The following is a 15,619-nucleotide window of genomic DNA, read 5'->3' as shown; positions in this document are numbered from 1 at the left end:
GACCGCCGGCATCCGGTCGCCGGGCACACGAAAGCGGGGGCCGGCTGGGCCGGCCCCCGCTTCGCATCCGTCCGTCAGTCCGCGAACTCCTTCGCGATGGCCTCGCGCTGAGCGTTCTGCTCCTTCGCGCGGTCCATGTCGACCTCGAGCACCTTCTCGTAACCGAGGCCCTCTGCGGTGTCCTGCAGCCCCGACCAGATCCTGTCGAACTCGGCGTCGTCCTCAGCGAAGACGGCCTGCCACGACGACTGCACGATCACGGCCTTGACCTGGTTGCGCAGCGTCTCGATCTCGGAGTCGTCGGCGGGCGCGGTGTAGCTGGCACCCGGTGCCACGATCACCTGGTCGTTGGCCTTCAGGTACTCCATCGTGGTCACCGCCCCGCCCATGTGCGCGGACCAGTCCTCGGTGAGCGGGTTCGCGGTCAACTTCTGGTACGAGTCCCACATCTTATAGCTGTACGGGAACCCGGTCTCGGGGTCGGTGTCGATCGGCAGCACGACGCTGATGTTCAGGGTCGAGACGCCGTCGAGGTAGGTTCCGCCGCCCCACTCCGCCGGCACGTCGGCGTCTCCGCTGAGGAAGACCTCCTTGCCGAAGTCGGTGAGCTCCGGCTCGCCGGCGTCGTTCACATCCCAGGTCAGGCCCTGCGGGCCGGCCGCGCCCATCGTCTGGCTGCTGTTGGACAGCGAGCCCTCGGCCGAGTACAGCCAGTCGATGAAGGCGGCGATGCGCTCGGGGTCCTCGGCCTTCGAGCCGATCGCGAGCACCTGCTTGCCGCCGTAGGCCTCGGCCCCGTACGAGAAGATCTGCTGGTCCTTCAGCGGGGCGATCATGAAGCCCTTGCCCTCGGCCATGTTGGCGTCGGTGTTGTAGGCCGACTGGCCCAGCCACGGCCACCAGGTGAAGAGCACCTGCCCGTTCTGCATCTTCGACCACAGCGTGTCGTAGTTCTGGGTGGTCGACTCGGGGTCGACCAGGCCCAGCTCGTTGGCCTCATGGAAGAAGCGCAGCACGCGCTCGTACTCGCCGCCGCCGTCGAGCAGACCCTGGTAGTCCGAGCCGTCGGCCTTGGCCAGCACGAAGCCGAGTTCGTCGTAGCCGTAGTAGGTGACCGGCTGCTTGGCGTTGTTCATCATGTTGCCGTCCCAGTCCTTGAACAGCGACAGCGCGTAGGTCTTCTGCCCGTTGGGCGCCACGGGTTCGAGGTCCTGCATGTCCTTCAGGATCGGCAGCAGGTCCTCGAGGGTGTCGATCTCGGGGTAGCCCAGTTCGGCGTACAGATCCCAGCGCAGGAACGGCCCGAAGGTCGAGTCGATCCCCTCGGAGGACTCGGTCGGCAGCAGGCTCGACACCGAGCTCGGGAAGGCGTGGATGCCGTCGTTGCCCTCGTTGATGGCGTCGACCGCCTTGTCGAACCGCGCCGCGTTCTTCATCGCCGGGTAGTACGGCGATGCATCGGCGACCAGCCCGCCCTCGATCAGCTCGTCGAGCCGCTCACCCTTGTCGGTGATGATGAGGTCGCCCAGTTCCCCGGCCGAGACGCGGGTGTTGTACAGCGTGTCGCCACCGCCGGCGACGTTCGGCGCGATGATGTTCAGCTTCATGTTGAACTTGTCGTCGACGATCTTGGCGAACCAGCCCTTCTGGATGCCCATGTAGTTCGCCAGGCCGTCGAAGACGTCGATCGTGATCTCCTCCTCCCACTGGGAGGGGAACGCGTCGATCGACTCCGTCTTGGCCTCGGTGTCGCCTGCGGTGCAGGAGGTGAGGAGTCCGGCGGCGAGGAGCGCCACGGCTCCCGCAACGAGTGTCCGCTGCAGCTTCATTGCTTTCCTTTCTTTCGGGTGAGGGCGTCTCAGCCCTTGACGGCGCCCAGCATGATGCCCTTCACGAAGAAGCGCTGGAACAGGGGGTAGATGAAGATGATCGGCAGCACGACGATCACCGAGACGGTCATGCGGATCGAGGTCGGCGTCTGCGAGGTGGCCGCCCCGGCTATCGCGCTGAGGTCGCCGCCGGCGTTCTGGGCGGCCTGCGCGAGGCTGGAGGCCTGGTTGATGAACATGTAGAGCAGGTACTGCAGCGTGTACAGGCTCTGATCCGTGATGTAGATCAGTGTGTCCTGGAAGCTGTTCCACTGCGCGACGGCGGCGAAGATCGCCACGGTGGCGAGGATCGGCGTCATGTTCGGCAGGTAGACCTTGAAGAAGATCTGCACGATGTTGGCGCCGTCGAGTTCGGCGGCCTCCTGCAGCGACTCCGGCATCGACTCGACGTACGTCTTGACGAGGATGATGAAGAACGGCTGCACGATGAACGGCAGCACGTACACCCAGAAGTTGTTGGTCAGACCGAGGTTCTTCATGATGATGAACACCGGGATCAGGCCCGCGCTGAAGTACATCGTGACGATCACGAAGCGGTACCAGAACTGCCGCGCCCACATGCGGCTCTGCGTGAACATGAAGCCGAGGAACGCCGAGGCCAGCACCGTCGCGACGGTGCCGATCACCGTGCGGGCGATGCTGACGACGGCGGCGCCGCCCAGCCCGTTCAGCTGGAACACCTGCTGGTAGTTCTCGAGGTGGAAGTCCACCGGCAGCAGGCGCACCTTGCCGAGCGCCGAGACGTCGTTGGCGCTGACCGAGTTGATGATCAGGTAGTAGAACGGGTACGCGCAGATCAGCACGAGCAGCGCGAAGACGGTGTAGTTGACGATCGCGAAGACGGCGTCGCCGGGGGCGCGGCGCACGCGGCGCGGCCGGAGGACTGCGGTGTCGAGTCGGGTCATGGTGCGGCGCCTCTCAGACGATCGCTTCGCCGCGCACGCGCTTGGCGATGGCGTTGACGGTGAACAGGAGGACGACCGAGATGACGCTCTTGAGCATTCCGATCGCGGTCGCCATCGACAGGCTGTTGCCCGTCATGCCGATGTTGTAGACGTAGAGGTCGAGCACCTGGATCCACTGCATGTTGAAGGCGTTCTGGAACACGAAGTACTGCTCCATGCCGTTGTTGAGCAGGTTCGCGACCGACAGCAGCAGCAGCACGAGGTAGGTGGGCATGAGCGCGGGCACCGTGATGTACCAGATCGTCTGGAAGCGGCCGGCGCCGTCGATGCGGGCCGATTCGTACATGGACGGATCGATCCCGCTGATCGCAGCCAGGTAGATGATCGCGCCCCAGCCCAGGCCCTTCCACACGCTCCACAGCGTCATGACGAGCCAGACGTTGTCGGCCGAGTCGAGGAACTTGATCGGCGTGGTGATGATCCCGAAGTCGCCGAGCACGTTGTTGACCAGGCCCGAGCTCGAGAACAGCGAGAACGCGATCATGTAGACCAGCACCCACGAGATGAAGTTCGGCAGCGTGGTCAGGGTCTGCACGGCGTTGCGGAACCACTTCGCCCGCACCTCGTTGAGGAACACCGCGAAGACCAGCGGCAGGATCGACGTCGCGATCCCGAGGAAGCTGATCGCCAGCGTGTTCAGCAGCACCTGGCCGATCTGCGCCATCTGCGTGGGCGAGCTGACCAGCATCTGGTACCACTGCAGGCCCACGAACTCGCTGCCCTCCAGGCCGAGGGCGGGTTTGTAGTCGTAGAGGGAGTAGATCCAGCCGTACAGCGGCAGATAGCTGAACAGGAACGCCAGCACGAGGAACGGCACGATGCACAGGAACATCCCATAGGACTTCCTGCCGCCTGCCTGCCTCTGCCAACGCTTCTGCACGCGCGGCGAACGCTCGCCGCGCTCATCCAGCTGCTCGGCCACGGTGCGAGTCACCGTGGTGGGAGTGGTCATCGTCATCGCTTACCGCCTCGTCCTGCCGGCTCGATCCTCATCGATTTGTCGAACCGCTTCGATAGAATAATCACGTACGTTCGGGCGAGTCAACGCGAGGCGCATCACGCGAACGTAACGATTGGGAGCGCTCTCATCGACCGAGCCGCAGAGCACACTGCGCGCCACCGCTCACCTGCGGGCGCGTCACGCCGGGGCCACCCCGGTACGCGCGACCCGGCGGTACAGGCGGCCGGAGTCCTTCACGGTGCGCTCGAGGGTGTCGAAGTCGACGCGCACGATACCGAACCGCTTGTCGTACCCGTAGCCCCACTCGAAGTTGTCCAGCAGCGACCACGCGAAGTAGCCGCGCAGGTCGACCCCGGCCTCGATCGCCTGGTGGCACGCGGCCAGATGCCGGCGCAGGTAGTCGACGCGTTCCGCATCGCGCACGACGCCGTCGGGGTCGACCCGGTCCTCGAACGCCGAGCCGTTCTCGGTGATCATCAGCGGCAGGTCCGGATGCTGGTCGCGCAGCGAGGTGAGCAGTTCGACGAGTCCGTCGGGGGCGATGTTCCACCCCATCGCGGTGTACGGCCCCTCCTGCTGCAGGAACTCGACGTGCTCGTCGCTTCCCGGCCAGGCCGTGCCGCCGTCGGCCGGCTTGTGCCCGTCACTGCTCTGCTTCTCGCCCTGACCGTCCCAGCTGCGCACGAGGGTGGTCGAGTAGTAGTTGACGCCGAGCACGTCGATGGGCTGGTGGATGATCCCGGTGTCTCCGTCGCGGACGAACGACCAGTCGGTGACGTGCGCGGTGTCGGCGAGCAGGTCGTCGTCGTAGACGCCTCGCAGCATCGGTCCGGTGAAGATGCGATTGCCGACCGCGTCGATGCGGCGCACAGCCTCGGCTTCGCCGCGGATCGCGTGCAGGTTGAGCGTGACCGAGTACTCCGGGTCGTTGGTGGTGACCGCACGCAGTGCCTGCAGGGCCAGCCCGTGCCCGAGGTTGAGGTGATGAGCGGCGGCGAGCGCTGCCGCGGCATCCGTGCGTCCAGGGGCGTGACCGCCCTGGCCGTAGCCGAGGAAGGCGCTGCACCACGGCTCGTTGAGCGTGGTCCAGGTGTGCACCCGGTCACCCAGCGCGGCGCCGATGGCGGCCGCGTAGTCGCCGAAGGCGGCCGCGGTGTCACGTGCCGGCCAGCCGCCGGCATCCTCGAGCGTCTGCGGCAGATCCCAGTGGTACAGCGTCGCGACGGGGCGGATGCCGCGGGCGAGCAGACCGTCCACGAGCCGCGAATAGAAGTCGACGCCCTTGGCGTTCACGGCGCCGCGGCTGGCCGGGACGATCCGCGGCCAGGCGATCGAGAAGCGGTACGCGTGCAGGCCGAGGTCGGCCATGAGGTCGAGGTCCTCGTCGAGACGGTGGTAGTGGTCGCATGCCACGTCGCCCGTGTCGCCGTTCCAGACCTTTGCGGGGGTCCGGCTGAAGGTGTCCCAGATCGAGGGCTCGCGCCCGTCCTCGCCTGCGGCGCCCTCGACCTGGTACGAGGCCGTAGCCGCGCCGAAGACGAAGCCGTCCGGAAAGCGCAGGCCTCCGTCCGCGAGGCCGGGGGCTGGGTTGCTGCTGCCGATCATCGTCGATTCTCCGCTCGTTCGTCGAGTGCGTCCCGCTGTGCGACCACGCACGATGTCGAAACGCTTCGATCGAATATAGACCGTCGGGTCCGGATGACGCAATCAGATGACATCGACGTCGCACACCGGCATCCGACGTGCGATAACGTGACCGGGTGCCGCTGACTGACATGCCTCTGACCGACCTCCGCAGCTATCGCCCCGACGTGGCGGTCTCCCCCGATTTCGACGCGTTCTGGGAGGCGACGATCGCCGAGTCCCGCGCCGCGGCATCCGATCCGACTCTCGTCACCGCCGACACCCCGATCACCCAGTTCATCGTCGAGGACCTCACGTTCTCGGGCTTCGGCGGCGAGCCGATCCGCGCCTGGGTGACCCGTCCGCGCACCGACGCCGCTCTTCCCGCCGTGGTCGAGTACATCGGCTACGGAGGCGGCCGGGGCATCGCCGGCGAGCGCCTGCACTGGGCCGGGGCCGGCTTCGTGCACGTGCTCATGGACACCCGCGGGCAGGGCTCGAACTGGGGTTCAGGCGGCGACACTCCTGACCCGCACGGCTCGGAAGGTGCCACCACCGGGTACATGACCCGCGGCATCCTCAACCGTGACGACTACTACTACCGCCGGGTGTTCACGGATGCCGTGCTCGCCGTCGACGCCGTGCGCGGCCTGCCCTTCGTGGACGCCTCGCGCGTCAGCGTCACCGGCGCCAGCCAGGGCGGTGGCATCACGCTCGCCGCTGCCGCGCTGAACCCCGACGTGTTCGCCGCGATGCCCGATGTGCCGTTCCTGTGCCACTTCGTGCGCTCGGTGGAGCTCACGCCCGACAACCCGTACCGCGAGATCGAGCGCTACCTCGCGGTGCACCGCGACAAGGTCGAGCGGGTGTTCGACACGCTGTCGAACTTCGACGGCGTGAACTTCGCGAAGCGCCTGACCGTGCCGGCGCTGTTCTCGGTCGGGCTCATGGACGCCATCGTGCTGCCGTCGAGCGTGTTCGCCGCGTTCAACCACGTGGCCTCATCGGATGCCGCGATCGAGGTCTACCAGTTCAACGGTCACGAGGGCGGCCAGCACGCCCAGTGGGTGCGTCAGGCCCGCTGGCTCACCGACCGCCTCTGACCGCTGGGTCCCTGAGCCTGTCGAAGGGCCCCAACGCCAGCAAGGTGTCCGGCTTGAACAGGGGCCACGCGCCCCCGAGGCTCCGGACGGCGCGAAGCGACGACCGGAGTGGGGCGTGGGGATGCTTCGACAGGCTCAGCAACCCATACCTTGCTGGGTCCCTGAGCCTGTCGAAGGGCCGTCCCATTGAGCTGGATGCTTCGACAGGCTCAGCAACCCATCCGCAGGCTCAGCAACCCATCCACAGACTCAGCGATATATGCCTCACCTGTCCCGGTTGCGGCGGGTGGTCCAGGCCGAGAGCGCGTCGGTGACGCGTCCGAGCGCCTCGGTCGATCGGTCGACGACCGAGCGCGCGGCATCCCACAGCGCATCCGGCAGCGGATCGGCGTCGACCCGTTCCCCGCGCGCCGAGCGCTCCGCGATGTCGAAGGCGCGCTCGAGCTCTTCGACCGCGCGTCGGTAGGGCGCGAAGTCGGCGGCGGTGACGCGCGCGGCATCCGCGGGCCGCAGGTCTCTGGCGCGCTCGACCGCGGCGAGGAACACGGCCGTCGCCGGCATCCGCGCGTCGCTCATCGCGGGGTAGGCGAGCAGCAGCGCGGGATCGGTCTCGTACCGCATCCACCGGCCGAGCACGACCTCATGGCGGTGCCGCATCCGTTCGAGCGGAAGCACGGTCGCCGAGGTGAGCGCAGTGCGCTCCGACACGACGAGCGCCCGGGCGGCGCGCACTCGCGCCATCGCCGCCTTCTCTGCCAGCTGCAGCTCGCGCAGGGCGCGGCGAGCGGATGCCACGACCGAGGCATCCGTCCGGGATGCTGCCCGCTCGGCAGCCAGCCGTGCCGCCTCGGCGCGCGCGACGCGCAGGGCGTCGGCCGCGCTCTTGGCATCCAGCCGCGCCTGGCGCAGCTCGAGCCGCGCCGCGTCGTACCCCAGCCGCTTGCCGTTCACCGTCTGCACCCTCCGCAACGTCGCGAAGCCGACCGCACCCGCGCCGGCTGCGGCCGGGGCGATCCACCACATCTCCGTCGCCGCCGCAACCCAGGTCGGATCCACTCCCTCAACCTAACAGCCCGTCCGCCCGCACCGGAGGTGCAGACGGACGGGCTGGAGATCATCTGCCCGGGCCCCTCAGACGAGGGTCTCCTGCCAGGCGGCGTGCAGCTGGGCGAACTTGCCCGTGCCGCTGATGAGCGCGTCGGGGGCGTCGTCCTCGATGATGCGGCCGTGCTCCATCACCAGCACCCGGTCGGCGATCGCGACCGTCGACAGGCGGTGCGCGATGATGATCGCGGTGCGGTCGGCCAGCAGCGTCTGCAGCGCGTCCTGGATGAGCCGCTCGGACGGGATGTCGAGCGAGGCGGTCGCCTCGTCGAGGATCAGCACGGCCGGATCGGCGAGGAACGCCCGCGCGAACGAGATCAGCTGACGCTGACCGGCCGACACGCGTCCGCCGCGCTTGTTGACGTCGGTGTTGTAGCCGTCGGGCAGCGACGAGATGAAGCCGTCGGCCCCGACCGCCCGCGCAGCCGCACGGATCTCGTCGAGCGTCGCGTCGGGCTTGCCGAGCGCGATGTTGTCGGCGACCGTGCCGCTGAACAGGTACGCCTCCTGCGTCACCATGACGATCGCGCGGCGCAGATCCTTAGGATGCATCATCCGCAGATCGACGCCGTCGAGCGTGACCGCACCCTCGGTCGGGTCGTAGAACCGCGACACGAGCTTGGCGAGCGTCGACTTGCCCGCACCTGTCGTGCCTACCAGTGCGATGGTCTGCCCGGCGGGGATGTCGAGCGAGAAGTTCGGCAGGATCGTCTTGTCACCGTTGTACCCGAAGGTCACATCGTCGAAGCGGATGGCCCCGCGCGCCTCCCATAGGTCGACGGGCTTGTCGGGGTCGGGCACGGTCGGCACCTCGTCGAGCACTCCCGAGACCTTCTCCAGCGCCGCCGTGGCGGACTGGTACGAGTTCAGGAACATCGCGATCTCCTGCATCGGCGCGAAGAAGTTGCGCACGTACAGCACGGTCGCCAGCAGCACGCCGACGCCGAGGGCGCCGTCGGAGACGCGGATGCCGCCCCACAGCACGACGGCCGCCAGGGTGAGCGCGGCGACCGACATCAGGCCGGGCTCGAACGTGCCGAACAGCACCATCGAGCGGCGGTTGATGTCGCGGTAGTCGCCGGCGACCTTGCGGAACGAGGCGTCGTTGCGCGGCTCCTTGCGGAACGACTTCACGGCGCGGATGCCGGTCATCGTCTCGACGAACTGCACGATCACCTTCGCGCTGATCACCCGCGACTCGCGGTAGACCAGCTGCGAGCGGCGGTAGAACCAGCGCATCAGCAGCACGAGCGGCACGCCCGCGAGGGCGAGGATGACACCGGACTGCCAGTCGGCGATCACGAGCGCGATGAAGGTGAACAGGCCGAACAGTACGCCGGAGACGAGGTTGTTCAGACCGCCGTCGAGCAGTTCGCGGATCGAGTCGAGGTCGCTGGTCTGCCGCGAGATGATGCGTCCCGAGGTGTACGACTCGTGGAACTCGAGGCTCAGCCGCTGGGTGTGCAGGAAGATCCGCTTGCGCAGATCCAGCAGCACCGCCTGGGTGATGCGGGCCGCGAGCACGACGTACAGGCCGATCAGCGCCGAGCCGAGGATGCCGGCCAGCAGGTACACCCCGGTGACGAGGATGGCGGGCATCCAGTCCTGGGTCTGCAGCAGGCGGGGCAGGGCGTCATCCAGCGCGATGCCGATCAGGATGGGGCCCGCGACCTGCAGTGCGGTCGAGACGATCAGCACGAGCGCGGCGATCACGATGCGCATGCGCAGCGGCTGGATCAACGAGCCCAGCAGGCGCAGTGAGCGCCGGCGGATCGCGCGGCTCTCCTCCTTGGTGTAGTTCGAGCGATCCTCGCCCTGGGTGCCGGTGATGGTCATGCCTGCACCTCCTCCTCGTTCGCGCGGTCTTCGACATCGTCGGCGACCGCCTCCGTCCCGGTCTCGGCGGATGCCGTCGGTGCGGATGCCGTCGTCTCGGCGGCGTTTGCCGCCGTCTCAGCGGCGTGCGCCTCGGCCATGGCATCCGTGATGATCGGGATCGTTCCCGTGCGCGCGGCCTGCTCGGCCTCGAGACTCGAGATCACGTGCCGGTAGTGCGAGCTGGTGCGCAGCAGGTCGGAGTGCGTGCCGACCGCGGTGATGCGGCCCGCCTCCAGCAGGGCGACGCGGTCGGCGAGTGCGACCGTCGACGGACGGTGCGCGACGATGAGCGCGGTCGTCTCGGCGAGCACGTGACGCAGCGCCTCCTCGACGAGCGCCTCGGTGTCGACGTCCAGCGCCGAGAGGGGGTCGTCGAGCACGAGCACCTTGGGCGCGGCGGCGACGGCGCGCGCGAGCGCGAGGCGCTGCCGCTGACCGCCGGAGAGGCTCAGCCCCTCCTCGCCGATGATCGTCTCGAGTCCGTCGGGCAGACTGTCGGCGAAGCCGGCCTGCGCGACGTCGAGAGCCTCGCGCAGCACACGGTCGGCCTCCTCGCTGTGCAGGTCGAGGTCGGCGCGGCCGAGCAGCACGTTCTCACGCACGGACGCCGAGAACAGAGTGGCGTCCTCGAACGCCATCGCCACGTGACGTCGCAGCTCCGACAGCTGCAGGTCGCGGATGTCGACGCCGTCGAGCGTGACGCGCCCGCCGGTGACGTCGTAGAGCCGCGCGGGGAGCGTGGTCAGCGTCGTCTTGCCCGATCCGGTCAGGCCGACCAGCGCCATGGTCTCCCCCGGCCGCAGCACGAGGTCGATGCCGTCCAGCAGATCACGCTCGGATGCACCGGCATCCTGGTACCGGAAGTGCGCGCCTTCGAAGGCGAGCTCTCCGCGAGGCTCGGCGATCGTGACCGGCTCGGCCGGATCGGTGATGGTGTTGGTCTCCTGGTAGATGTCGAAGACGCGGTCGGTGGCGGTGCGCGCGTCGAGCATGAACGAGAACAGGAATCCGATCGACTCGATCGGCCAGCGCAGCACGGTCGCCATGGCGAAGAACGCGAACAGCTGCGGCACGTCGATGGCGCCGTCGGCGATCAGCCAGATGCCGGTGATCAGGCTCAGGCCGAAGGCGATCTGCGGCATGAGGTCGAGCCAGAACCAGATCTCACCGACCGCTCGGGCCTTGCTCAGTTCGGTCTCGCGCAGCGTCTCGGCCTGGCGGCTGAAGCGGCTGAGCGCGTGCTTGCCGCGGCCGAAGGCCTTCAGCACGCGGATGCCGTGCACGCTCTCCTCCACGCTCGTGGCGAGGTCGCCGGCCTGGTCCTGGCTGCGGCGGGCGAGCGTGCCGTAGCGCTTCTCGAACAGGTAGCCCTGAATCCACATGGGCACGCCGGTGACGAGGAAGATCACGCCCAGCAGCCAGTGCCAGCGGAACAGCAGCACCGCGCCGATGGCGATCGTGAGGATGTTGACGACCAGCAGGATGAGGCCGAACGCGAGCCAGCGCCGGATCAGGCCGATGTCCTGCATCATGCGGCTGAGCAGCTGGCCGGACTGCCAGCGGTCATGGAAGGCCACCGGCAGGTTCTGCAGCCGCGCGTACAGCTCGGCGCGCATCTGGAACTCGACCTCGGTCGCCGGGGTGAGCACGAACCAGCGGCGCAGCCACACCATGACCGCCTCGCCGAGGGCGAGGGCGAGCACGCCGAAGGCGCCGGCGGCGATGAGCCCGATGACGCCGGACTGCAGCGGGCCGCTGACGATCTGCTCGAGCACGATCGGGATCATCAGGGCGATGACGGCGGCGGCGAGCGCACTGAGCGCACCGCCGATGAGCCGGCCGACGATCGGCCGGACGAAGGGCTTCAGGCGCCAGAGTGCGGCGACGGTGGACAGAGACGACGAGGCGGAGTTGACAGACATGACTCTCAGATGCGTGGCGATCGGATGACGAAGACAGGGGCGGACGCGAGAGGTCCGGTGGAAGCGAGGGCGGGGCGCGATGCGCGTGCCGCCGTGTCGATCAGTCGCGCAGACGCGGTGCGCGCGAACCGGGGGCGATGAACGTCGTGACAGTCGTCGTGGCCATGGTGTCCCCCCAGGGTTCGGCTTCGTCGGGCCGGTCGGCGCGACAGCCTTCGAGCCTATGCCCGTCGACGCACCGGGTGCAAGAGGAAATCCCTTTCCGCCCTTCCGCCGAAACCCCTCATGAGCGCCCAGACCCCTCGTGAATCACGTGATTCACGAGGGGTGTGGGCAGCCACGAGGGGTTTCGGCGGTCAGGCGGATGACTCGCGGGCGAGCAGGCTGCGCTTGACGGGCAGGCCCCAGGCGAAGCCGCCGAGCGATCCGTCGGCGCGCAGCACGCGGTGGCAGGGGACGAACAGCGCGGGCGCGTTGCGCGCGCAGATGGATGCCGCGGCACGCACCGCCTGCGGGCTGCCCAGCTCGACGGCGAACTCGCTGTAGGTGAGCGGCGTGCCGGGTGTGATCCGGCGCAGCGCCGCCCAGCCGGCGCGCTGAAGCTCGGTGCCGTGCTGGCGCACGGCGACGCCGTCGATCGCGGCGAGGTTGCCTCCGTAGTAGGCCAGCGCGGCGTCGGCGGCATCCGTCACTCCCTCGGCCACGGCGTCGGGCCGCAGCGACGGGTGCACGCGCGCGAGGATGGCGGCCTGGTCGTCGGTCCACCCCGACGCGAGGACGCGCCGCTCGTCGTCGGCGAGGATCGTGAGCGCGCCGTCGGGGGTGTCGATGGTCTGGATGAGAGCGGTCATGAGGACTCCTTCGAGGTGGCCAGGACAGGCGAGGTCGTCGCAGCGCGGCGGCGCGGGGTGCGCACCGGTGCCGCGTGCCAGAGGTGTGCGGTCAGGTAGCTGCGCCAGGGGGCGATGCGCTCGGCCCAGGCGGTGAGGGATGCCGGGTCGCCCGGCAGTCCGGATGCTGCGGCGCCCGCGCGCATGGCGACGTCGCCGGGCAGCAGTACGTCGGGGTCGCCGAGTACGCGCATGCGCACGTAGTCGGCGGTCCACGGGCCGATGCCGGGCATGGCCAGCAGGCGCGCGCGCTGCTCGGCGCCGTCGTCGCCGACGGTGAGCGGCAGGGATCCGTCGGCGAGCGCCGCGGCGGCCCCGGTGATGGCACGGATGCGGGCGGCGGGGCCGCGCAGCACCTCGGCGCCGTGCTCGGCGATGGCCGCCATGGTCGGGAACAGCAGCCCGCCGTCCGGGGTGCGCTCCCCCAGCTGATCGGCGAGCGCGGTCAGCGCGGTCCGTGCAGCCGCCACGGTGATCTGCTGCCCGACCATCGCGCGGATGAGCATCTCATGCGGATCGGCGGCACCGGGAACGCGGATGCCGGGCAGCGCGGCGATGAGAGGGGCGAGCTCGTCGTGGGCGGAGAGCGCGTCGTCGACGGCATCCGGATCTGCGTCCAGATCGAACAGCCGGCGTGCGGTGGCGACCAGCGGTGCGAGATCGCCCAGGCGGGTCACCCGGGCGCGCAGCCGCAGCTGGCCCTCGGGGGTCCGGCGGATCTCGAGGTGCGCGGGGCCGCCCGGCATCTGCAGGTGGCGGGCGAAGGATGTCGCCGTCGCGGTCTCGACGCCCGGCAGGGCGCGTGCGGCCATCCACGCGAACAGCCCGGCCGTGTCGATCGGCGCACGGTGCGGCAGCAGCAGGTCGATCTCACCCTGCACATCGGCGACGGCGCCGCGACGGCGCGCGCGCAGCTCACCCGGCGTCATCCCGAACACCTCACGGATGGTGTCGTTGCACTGCCGGATGCTCGAGAATCCGGCGGAGAATGCGACGTCAGAGATGGGCATGCAGGTGCCGACGAGCAGCATCCGGGCGGTGTGCGCCCGGTGCGCGCGTGCCAGGGCCAGCGGGCCGGCGCCGAGCTCGGTGGTCAGCAGTCGGTTCAGGTGCCGGGGTGAGTATCCGAGACGACGTGCCAGACCGGGCACGCCCTCGCGCTCGACGACACCCGAGGCGATCAGCCGCATCGCCCGCGCCGCGGCGTCCCCGCGGATGTTCCACGCCGGCGACCCCGGCGCAGCCTCGGGCAGGCACCGCTTGCATGCGCGGTAGCCGGCCTCGTGCGCGGCTGCGCTGGTCGGATAGAACGTGACGTTCTCGGGCTTCGGCGTGCGGGCGGGGCAGCTCGGGCGGCAGTAGATGCCGGTGGAGCGCACCGCCGTGACGAACTGCCCGTCGAAACGGGTGTCGCGCGCGCTGATGGCGCGGTACATCTCCTCGTGCGGGGCGGTGGGGCTCATGAGTCCATGCTGTCATGTCCGCAACCCGCCGGCTGGCGGAAATCGGACACGACAGTCTGCGCCTGGTGGTGCACAGGACAGGCCCGACGAACGACGCGATCCACCCGCGAAGGGCCCCACGCCTCCGAGGCTCAGGGCAGCGCGAAGCGATGACCTGAGGGAGGCGAGGGATCAGTGGAAGAAGTGACGCTCTCCGGTGAAGAACATCGTGACGCCCGCCTTGCGGGCGGCATCGACGACCTCGCCGTCGCGCACCGAACCGCCGGGCTGCACGATCGCCGAGATGCCGGCGTCGATGAGCACCTGGGGTCCGTCGGCGAACGGGAAGAATGCGTCGGATGCCGCGACCGAGCCGGCTGCCCGGTCACCGGCGCGCTCGACCGCGAGGCGGCACGAGTCGACGCGGTTGACCTGGCCCATGCCGACGCCGACGGTCGCGTTGCCCTTGGCGAGCACGATGGCGTTCGACTTCACGGCGCGGCACGCCTTCCAGGCGAAGATGAGGTTCTCCATCTCGGCCTCGTCGGGGCGCTCGCCCGAGACGAGCTCCCAGTTCTTGGCGACCGAGACGATGTCGTCCGGGAAGCGGTCGGCGTCCTGCAGCAGCAGGCCGCCCGACACCAGGCGCACGTCCATGCGCTCTTGCTGCCAGTCCTCGGGCAGCTTCAGCAGACGCAGGTTCTTCTTCGCCTTGAACACCTCGAGCGCGGCGGGCTCGAAGTCGGGGGCGACGATGACCTCGGTGAAGATGTCCTTGAGGTTCTCGGCCATCTTGAGGGTGACGGTGCCGTTGGCGGCGATCACTCCGCCGTACGCCGATACGGGGTCGCACTCGTGCGCACGCAGGTGGGCGCTGGCGATCGGGTCGAGCGCGTTGGGCGCGGTGGTCGCGATGCCGCACGGGTTGGCGTGCTTGATGATGGCGACGGCCGGCAGCACCATGTCGTACGCGGCGCGCAGCGCGGCATCCGCATCGACGTAGTTGTTGTACGACATCTCCTTGCCCTGCAGCTGCGTGGCCTGGGCGATGCCGTGGCCACCGGCGCGGGTGTAGATGGCGGCGCGCTGGTGCGAGTTCTCGCCGTAGCGCAGGGTGGCCAGGCGCTCGGCCTTGATGGTCAGGTGCGCGGGCAGGTCGACGCCGTCCGCCATGGTGCCCTCGGCGAACCACTGCGCCACGGCGGTGTCGTAGGTCGCGGTGTGCGAGAACGCACGCGCGGCGAGCTCGCGACGCTGCACGAGCGTGGTGCCACCCGCGTCGAGCGCCTCGACGATCGACGAGTACGACTCGGGCGAGACGACGATCGCCACGTTGGCGTGGTTCTTCGCCGCTGCGCGCACCATGGCCGGGCCGCCGATGTCGATCTGCTCGACGATCGCATCGGACTCAGCACCCGAGGCGACGGTCTCGACGAACGGGTACAGGTTGACGACGACGAGCTCGAAGGGCTCGATGCCGAGGTCGGCCAGCTGACGCTCGTGGTCCTCGAGGCGCAGGTCGGCGAGCAGGCCGCCGTGCACCTTCGGGTGCAGGGTCTTCACGCGCCCGTCGAGCATCTCGGCGACACCCGTGACGGTGGCCACGTCGGTGACCTCGTGGCCGGCATCGCGAATGGTCTGCGCGGTCGAACCGGTGGAGACGATCTCGACGCCGGCGCCGGCGAGGGCGGCGGCCAGCTCGAGCAGGCCGGTCTTGTCGCTCACCGAGACCAGCGCGCGCCGGATCGGCACCAGGTCGCGGTGACGGTACAGCGAGGGATCGAGGCGAGGGCCGGCCATGATGATGCTCCTTCGTTCTTGCGGGGAGGGGGTTCGGATCGG

11 protein-coding genes are annotated in these 15,619 nt (G+C 69.1%); 1 reads left to right on the top strand and 10 read right to left on the bottom strand.

Annotated features, from left to right (window positions below; translation table 11 throughout):
- Window positions 1–74: 74 nt before the first annotated feature.
- The 4 genes from H7694_RS03845 to H7694_RS03830 form a co-directional block, all read right to left on the bottom strand.
- Window positions 75–1,829 carry an ABC transporter substrate-binding protein gene (locus tag H7694_RS03845; protein ID WP_193598222.1) on the bottom strand — a complete coding sequence of 585 codons (1,755 nt, stop codon included), beginning with the start codon at window positions 1,827–1,829 and terminating at the stop codon, window positions 75–77.
- A gap of 29 nt (window positions 1,830–1,858) precedes the next feature.
- The gene (locus H7694_RS03840; RefSeq protein WP_193598221.1) at window positions 1,859–2,794 is read right to left on the bottom strand and encodes a carbohydrate ABC transporter permease; all 936 of its coding nucleotides are present in this window, start codon (window positions 2,792–2,794) and stop codon (window positions 1,859–1,861) included.
- A 13-nt stretch (window positions 2,795–2,807) separates the two neighbouring features.
- Entirely contained in the window at window positions 2,808–3,806 is a 999-nt protein-coding gene (locus H7694_RS03835; RefSeq protein WP_193598220.1) for an ABC transporter permease, read from the bottom strand.
- 186 nt (window positions 3,807–3,992) lie between these two features.
- Window positions 3,993–5,420 carry a GH1 family beta-glucosidase gene (locus tag H7694_RS03830; protein WP_193598219.1) on the bottom strand — a complete coding sequence of 476 codons (1,428 nt, stop codon included), beginning with the start codon at window positions 5,418–5,420 and terminating at the stop codon, window positions 3,993–3,995.
- Window positions 5,421–5,575: 155 nt separating this feature from the next.
- On the opposite strand from H7694_RS03830, the gene H7694_RS03825 reads away from it, so the two are divergent.
- A complete protein-coding gene (locus H7694_RS03825) occupies window positions 5,576–6,541 on the top strand; it encodes an acetylxylan esterase (protein WP_193598218.1) in 966 nt (321 codons plus the stop codon).
- A 264-nt stretch (window positions 6,542–6,805) separates the two neighbouring features.
- Here H7694_RS03825 and H7694_RS03820 read toward each other — a convergent pair whose 3' ends face one another.
- From H7694_RS03820 to purH, 6 genes are all read right to left on the bottom strand, one after another.
- Window positions 6,806–7,597, bottom strand: a complete 792-nt coding sequence (locus tag H7694_RS03820) for a hypothetical protein (RefSeq protein ID WP_227468273.1) — start codon at window positions 7,595–7,597, stop codon at window positions 6,806–6,808.
- A 75-nt stretch (window positions 7,598–7,672) separates the two neighbouring features.
- Window positions 7,673–9,481 (bottom strand): ABC transporter ATP-binding protein, encoded by a 1,809-nt coding sequence (locus H7694_RS03815; protein ID WP_193598217.1) that lies wholly within the window; start codon window positions 9,479–9,481, stop codon window positions 7,673–7,675.
- Window positions 9,478–11,445 (bottom strand): ABC transporter ATP-binding protein, encoded by a 1,968-nt coding sequence (locus tag H7694_RS03810; RefSeq protein ID WP_193598216.1) that lies wholly within the window; start codon window positions 11,443–11,445, stop codon window positions 9,478–9,480. The genes H7694_RS03815 and H7694_RS03810 overlap by 4 nt, the downstream gene beginning before the upstream one ends.
- 356 nt (window positions 11,446–11,801) lie before the next feature.
- Entirely contained in the window at window positions 11,802–12,296 is a 495-nt protein-coding gene (locus H7694_RS03805; protein ID WP_193598215.1) for a methylated-DNA--[protein]-cysteine S-methyltransferase, read from the bottom strand.
- Window positions 12,293–13,798 (bottom strand): DNA-3-methyladenine glycosylase 2 family protein, encoded by a 1,506-nt coding sequence (locus H7694_RS03800; protein ID WP_193598214.1) that lies wholly within the window; start codon window positions 13,796–13,798, stop codon window positions 12,293–12,295. The genes H7694_RS03805 and H7694_RS03800 overlap by 4 nt, the downstream gene beginning before the upstream one ends.
- Window positions 13,799–13,969: 171 nt before the next feature.
- Complete coding sequence (purH, locus tag H7694_RS03795) at window positions 13,970–15,577, bottom strand: bifunctional phosphoribosylaminoimidazolecarboxamide formyltransferase/IMP cyclohydrolase (RefSeq protein ID WP_193598213.1); 1,608 nt, start codon at window positions 15,575–15,577, stop codon at window positions 13,970–13,972.
- Window positions 15,578–15,619 lie beyond the last annotated feature (42 nt).

Source organism: Microbacterium sp. YJN-G (genome assembly GCF_015040615.1).
Classification (GTDB): Bacteria; Actinomycetota; Actinomycetes; order Actinomycetales; family Microbacteriaceae; genus Microbacterium.
This window is presented reverse-complemented; position numbering and strand designations above follow the sequence as displayed.

Coding starts and splice junctions, on each gene's coding strand:
- H7694_RS03845 (WP_193598222.1), bottom strand. CDS start 1,829: ATGAAGCTGCAGCGGACACTCGTTGCGGGAGCCGTGGCGCTCCTCGCC.
- H7694_RS03840 (WP_193598221.1), bottom strand. CDS start 2,794: ATGACCCGACTCGACACCGCAGTCCTCCGGCCGCGCCGCGTGCGCCGC.
- H7694_RS03835 (WP_193598220.1), bottom strand. CDS start 3,806: ATGACCACTCCCACCACGGTGACTCGCACCGTGGCCGAGCAGCTGGAT.
- H7694_RS03830 (WP_193598219.1), bottom strand. CDS start 5,420: ATGATCGGCAGCAGCAACCCAGCCCCCGGCCTCGCGGACGGAGGCCTG.
- H7694_RS03815 (WP_193598217.1), bottom strand. CDS start 9,481: ATGACCATCACCGGCACCCAGGGCGAGGATCGCTCGAACTACACCAAG.
- H7694_RS03810 (WP_193598216.1), bottom strand. CDS start 11,445: ATGTCTGTCAACTCCGCCTCGTCGTCTCTGTCCACCGTCGCCGCACTC.
- H7694_RS03805 (WP_193598215.1), bottom strand. CDS start 12,296: ATGACCGCTCTCATCCAGACCATCGACACCCCCGACGGCGCGCTCACG.
- H7694_RS03800 (WP_193598214.1), bottom strand. CDS start 13,798: ATGAGCCCCACCGCCCCGCACGAGGAGATGTACCGCGCCATCAGCGCG.
- purH (WP_193598213.1), bottom strand. CDS start 15,577: ATGGCCGGCCCTCGCCTCGATCCCTCGCTGTACCGTCACCGCGACCTG.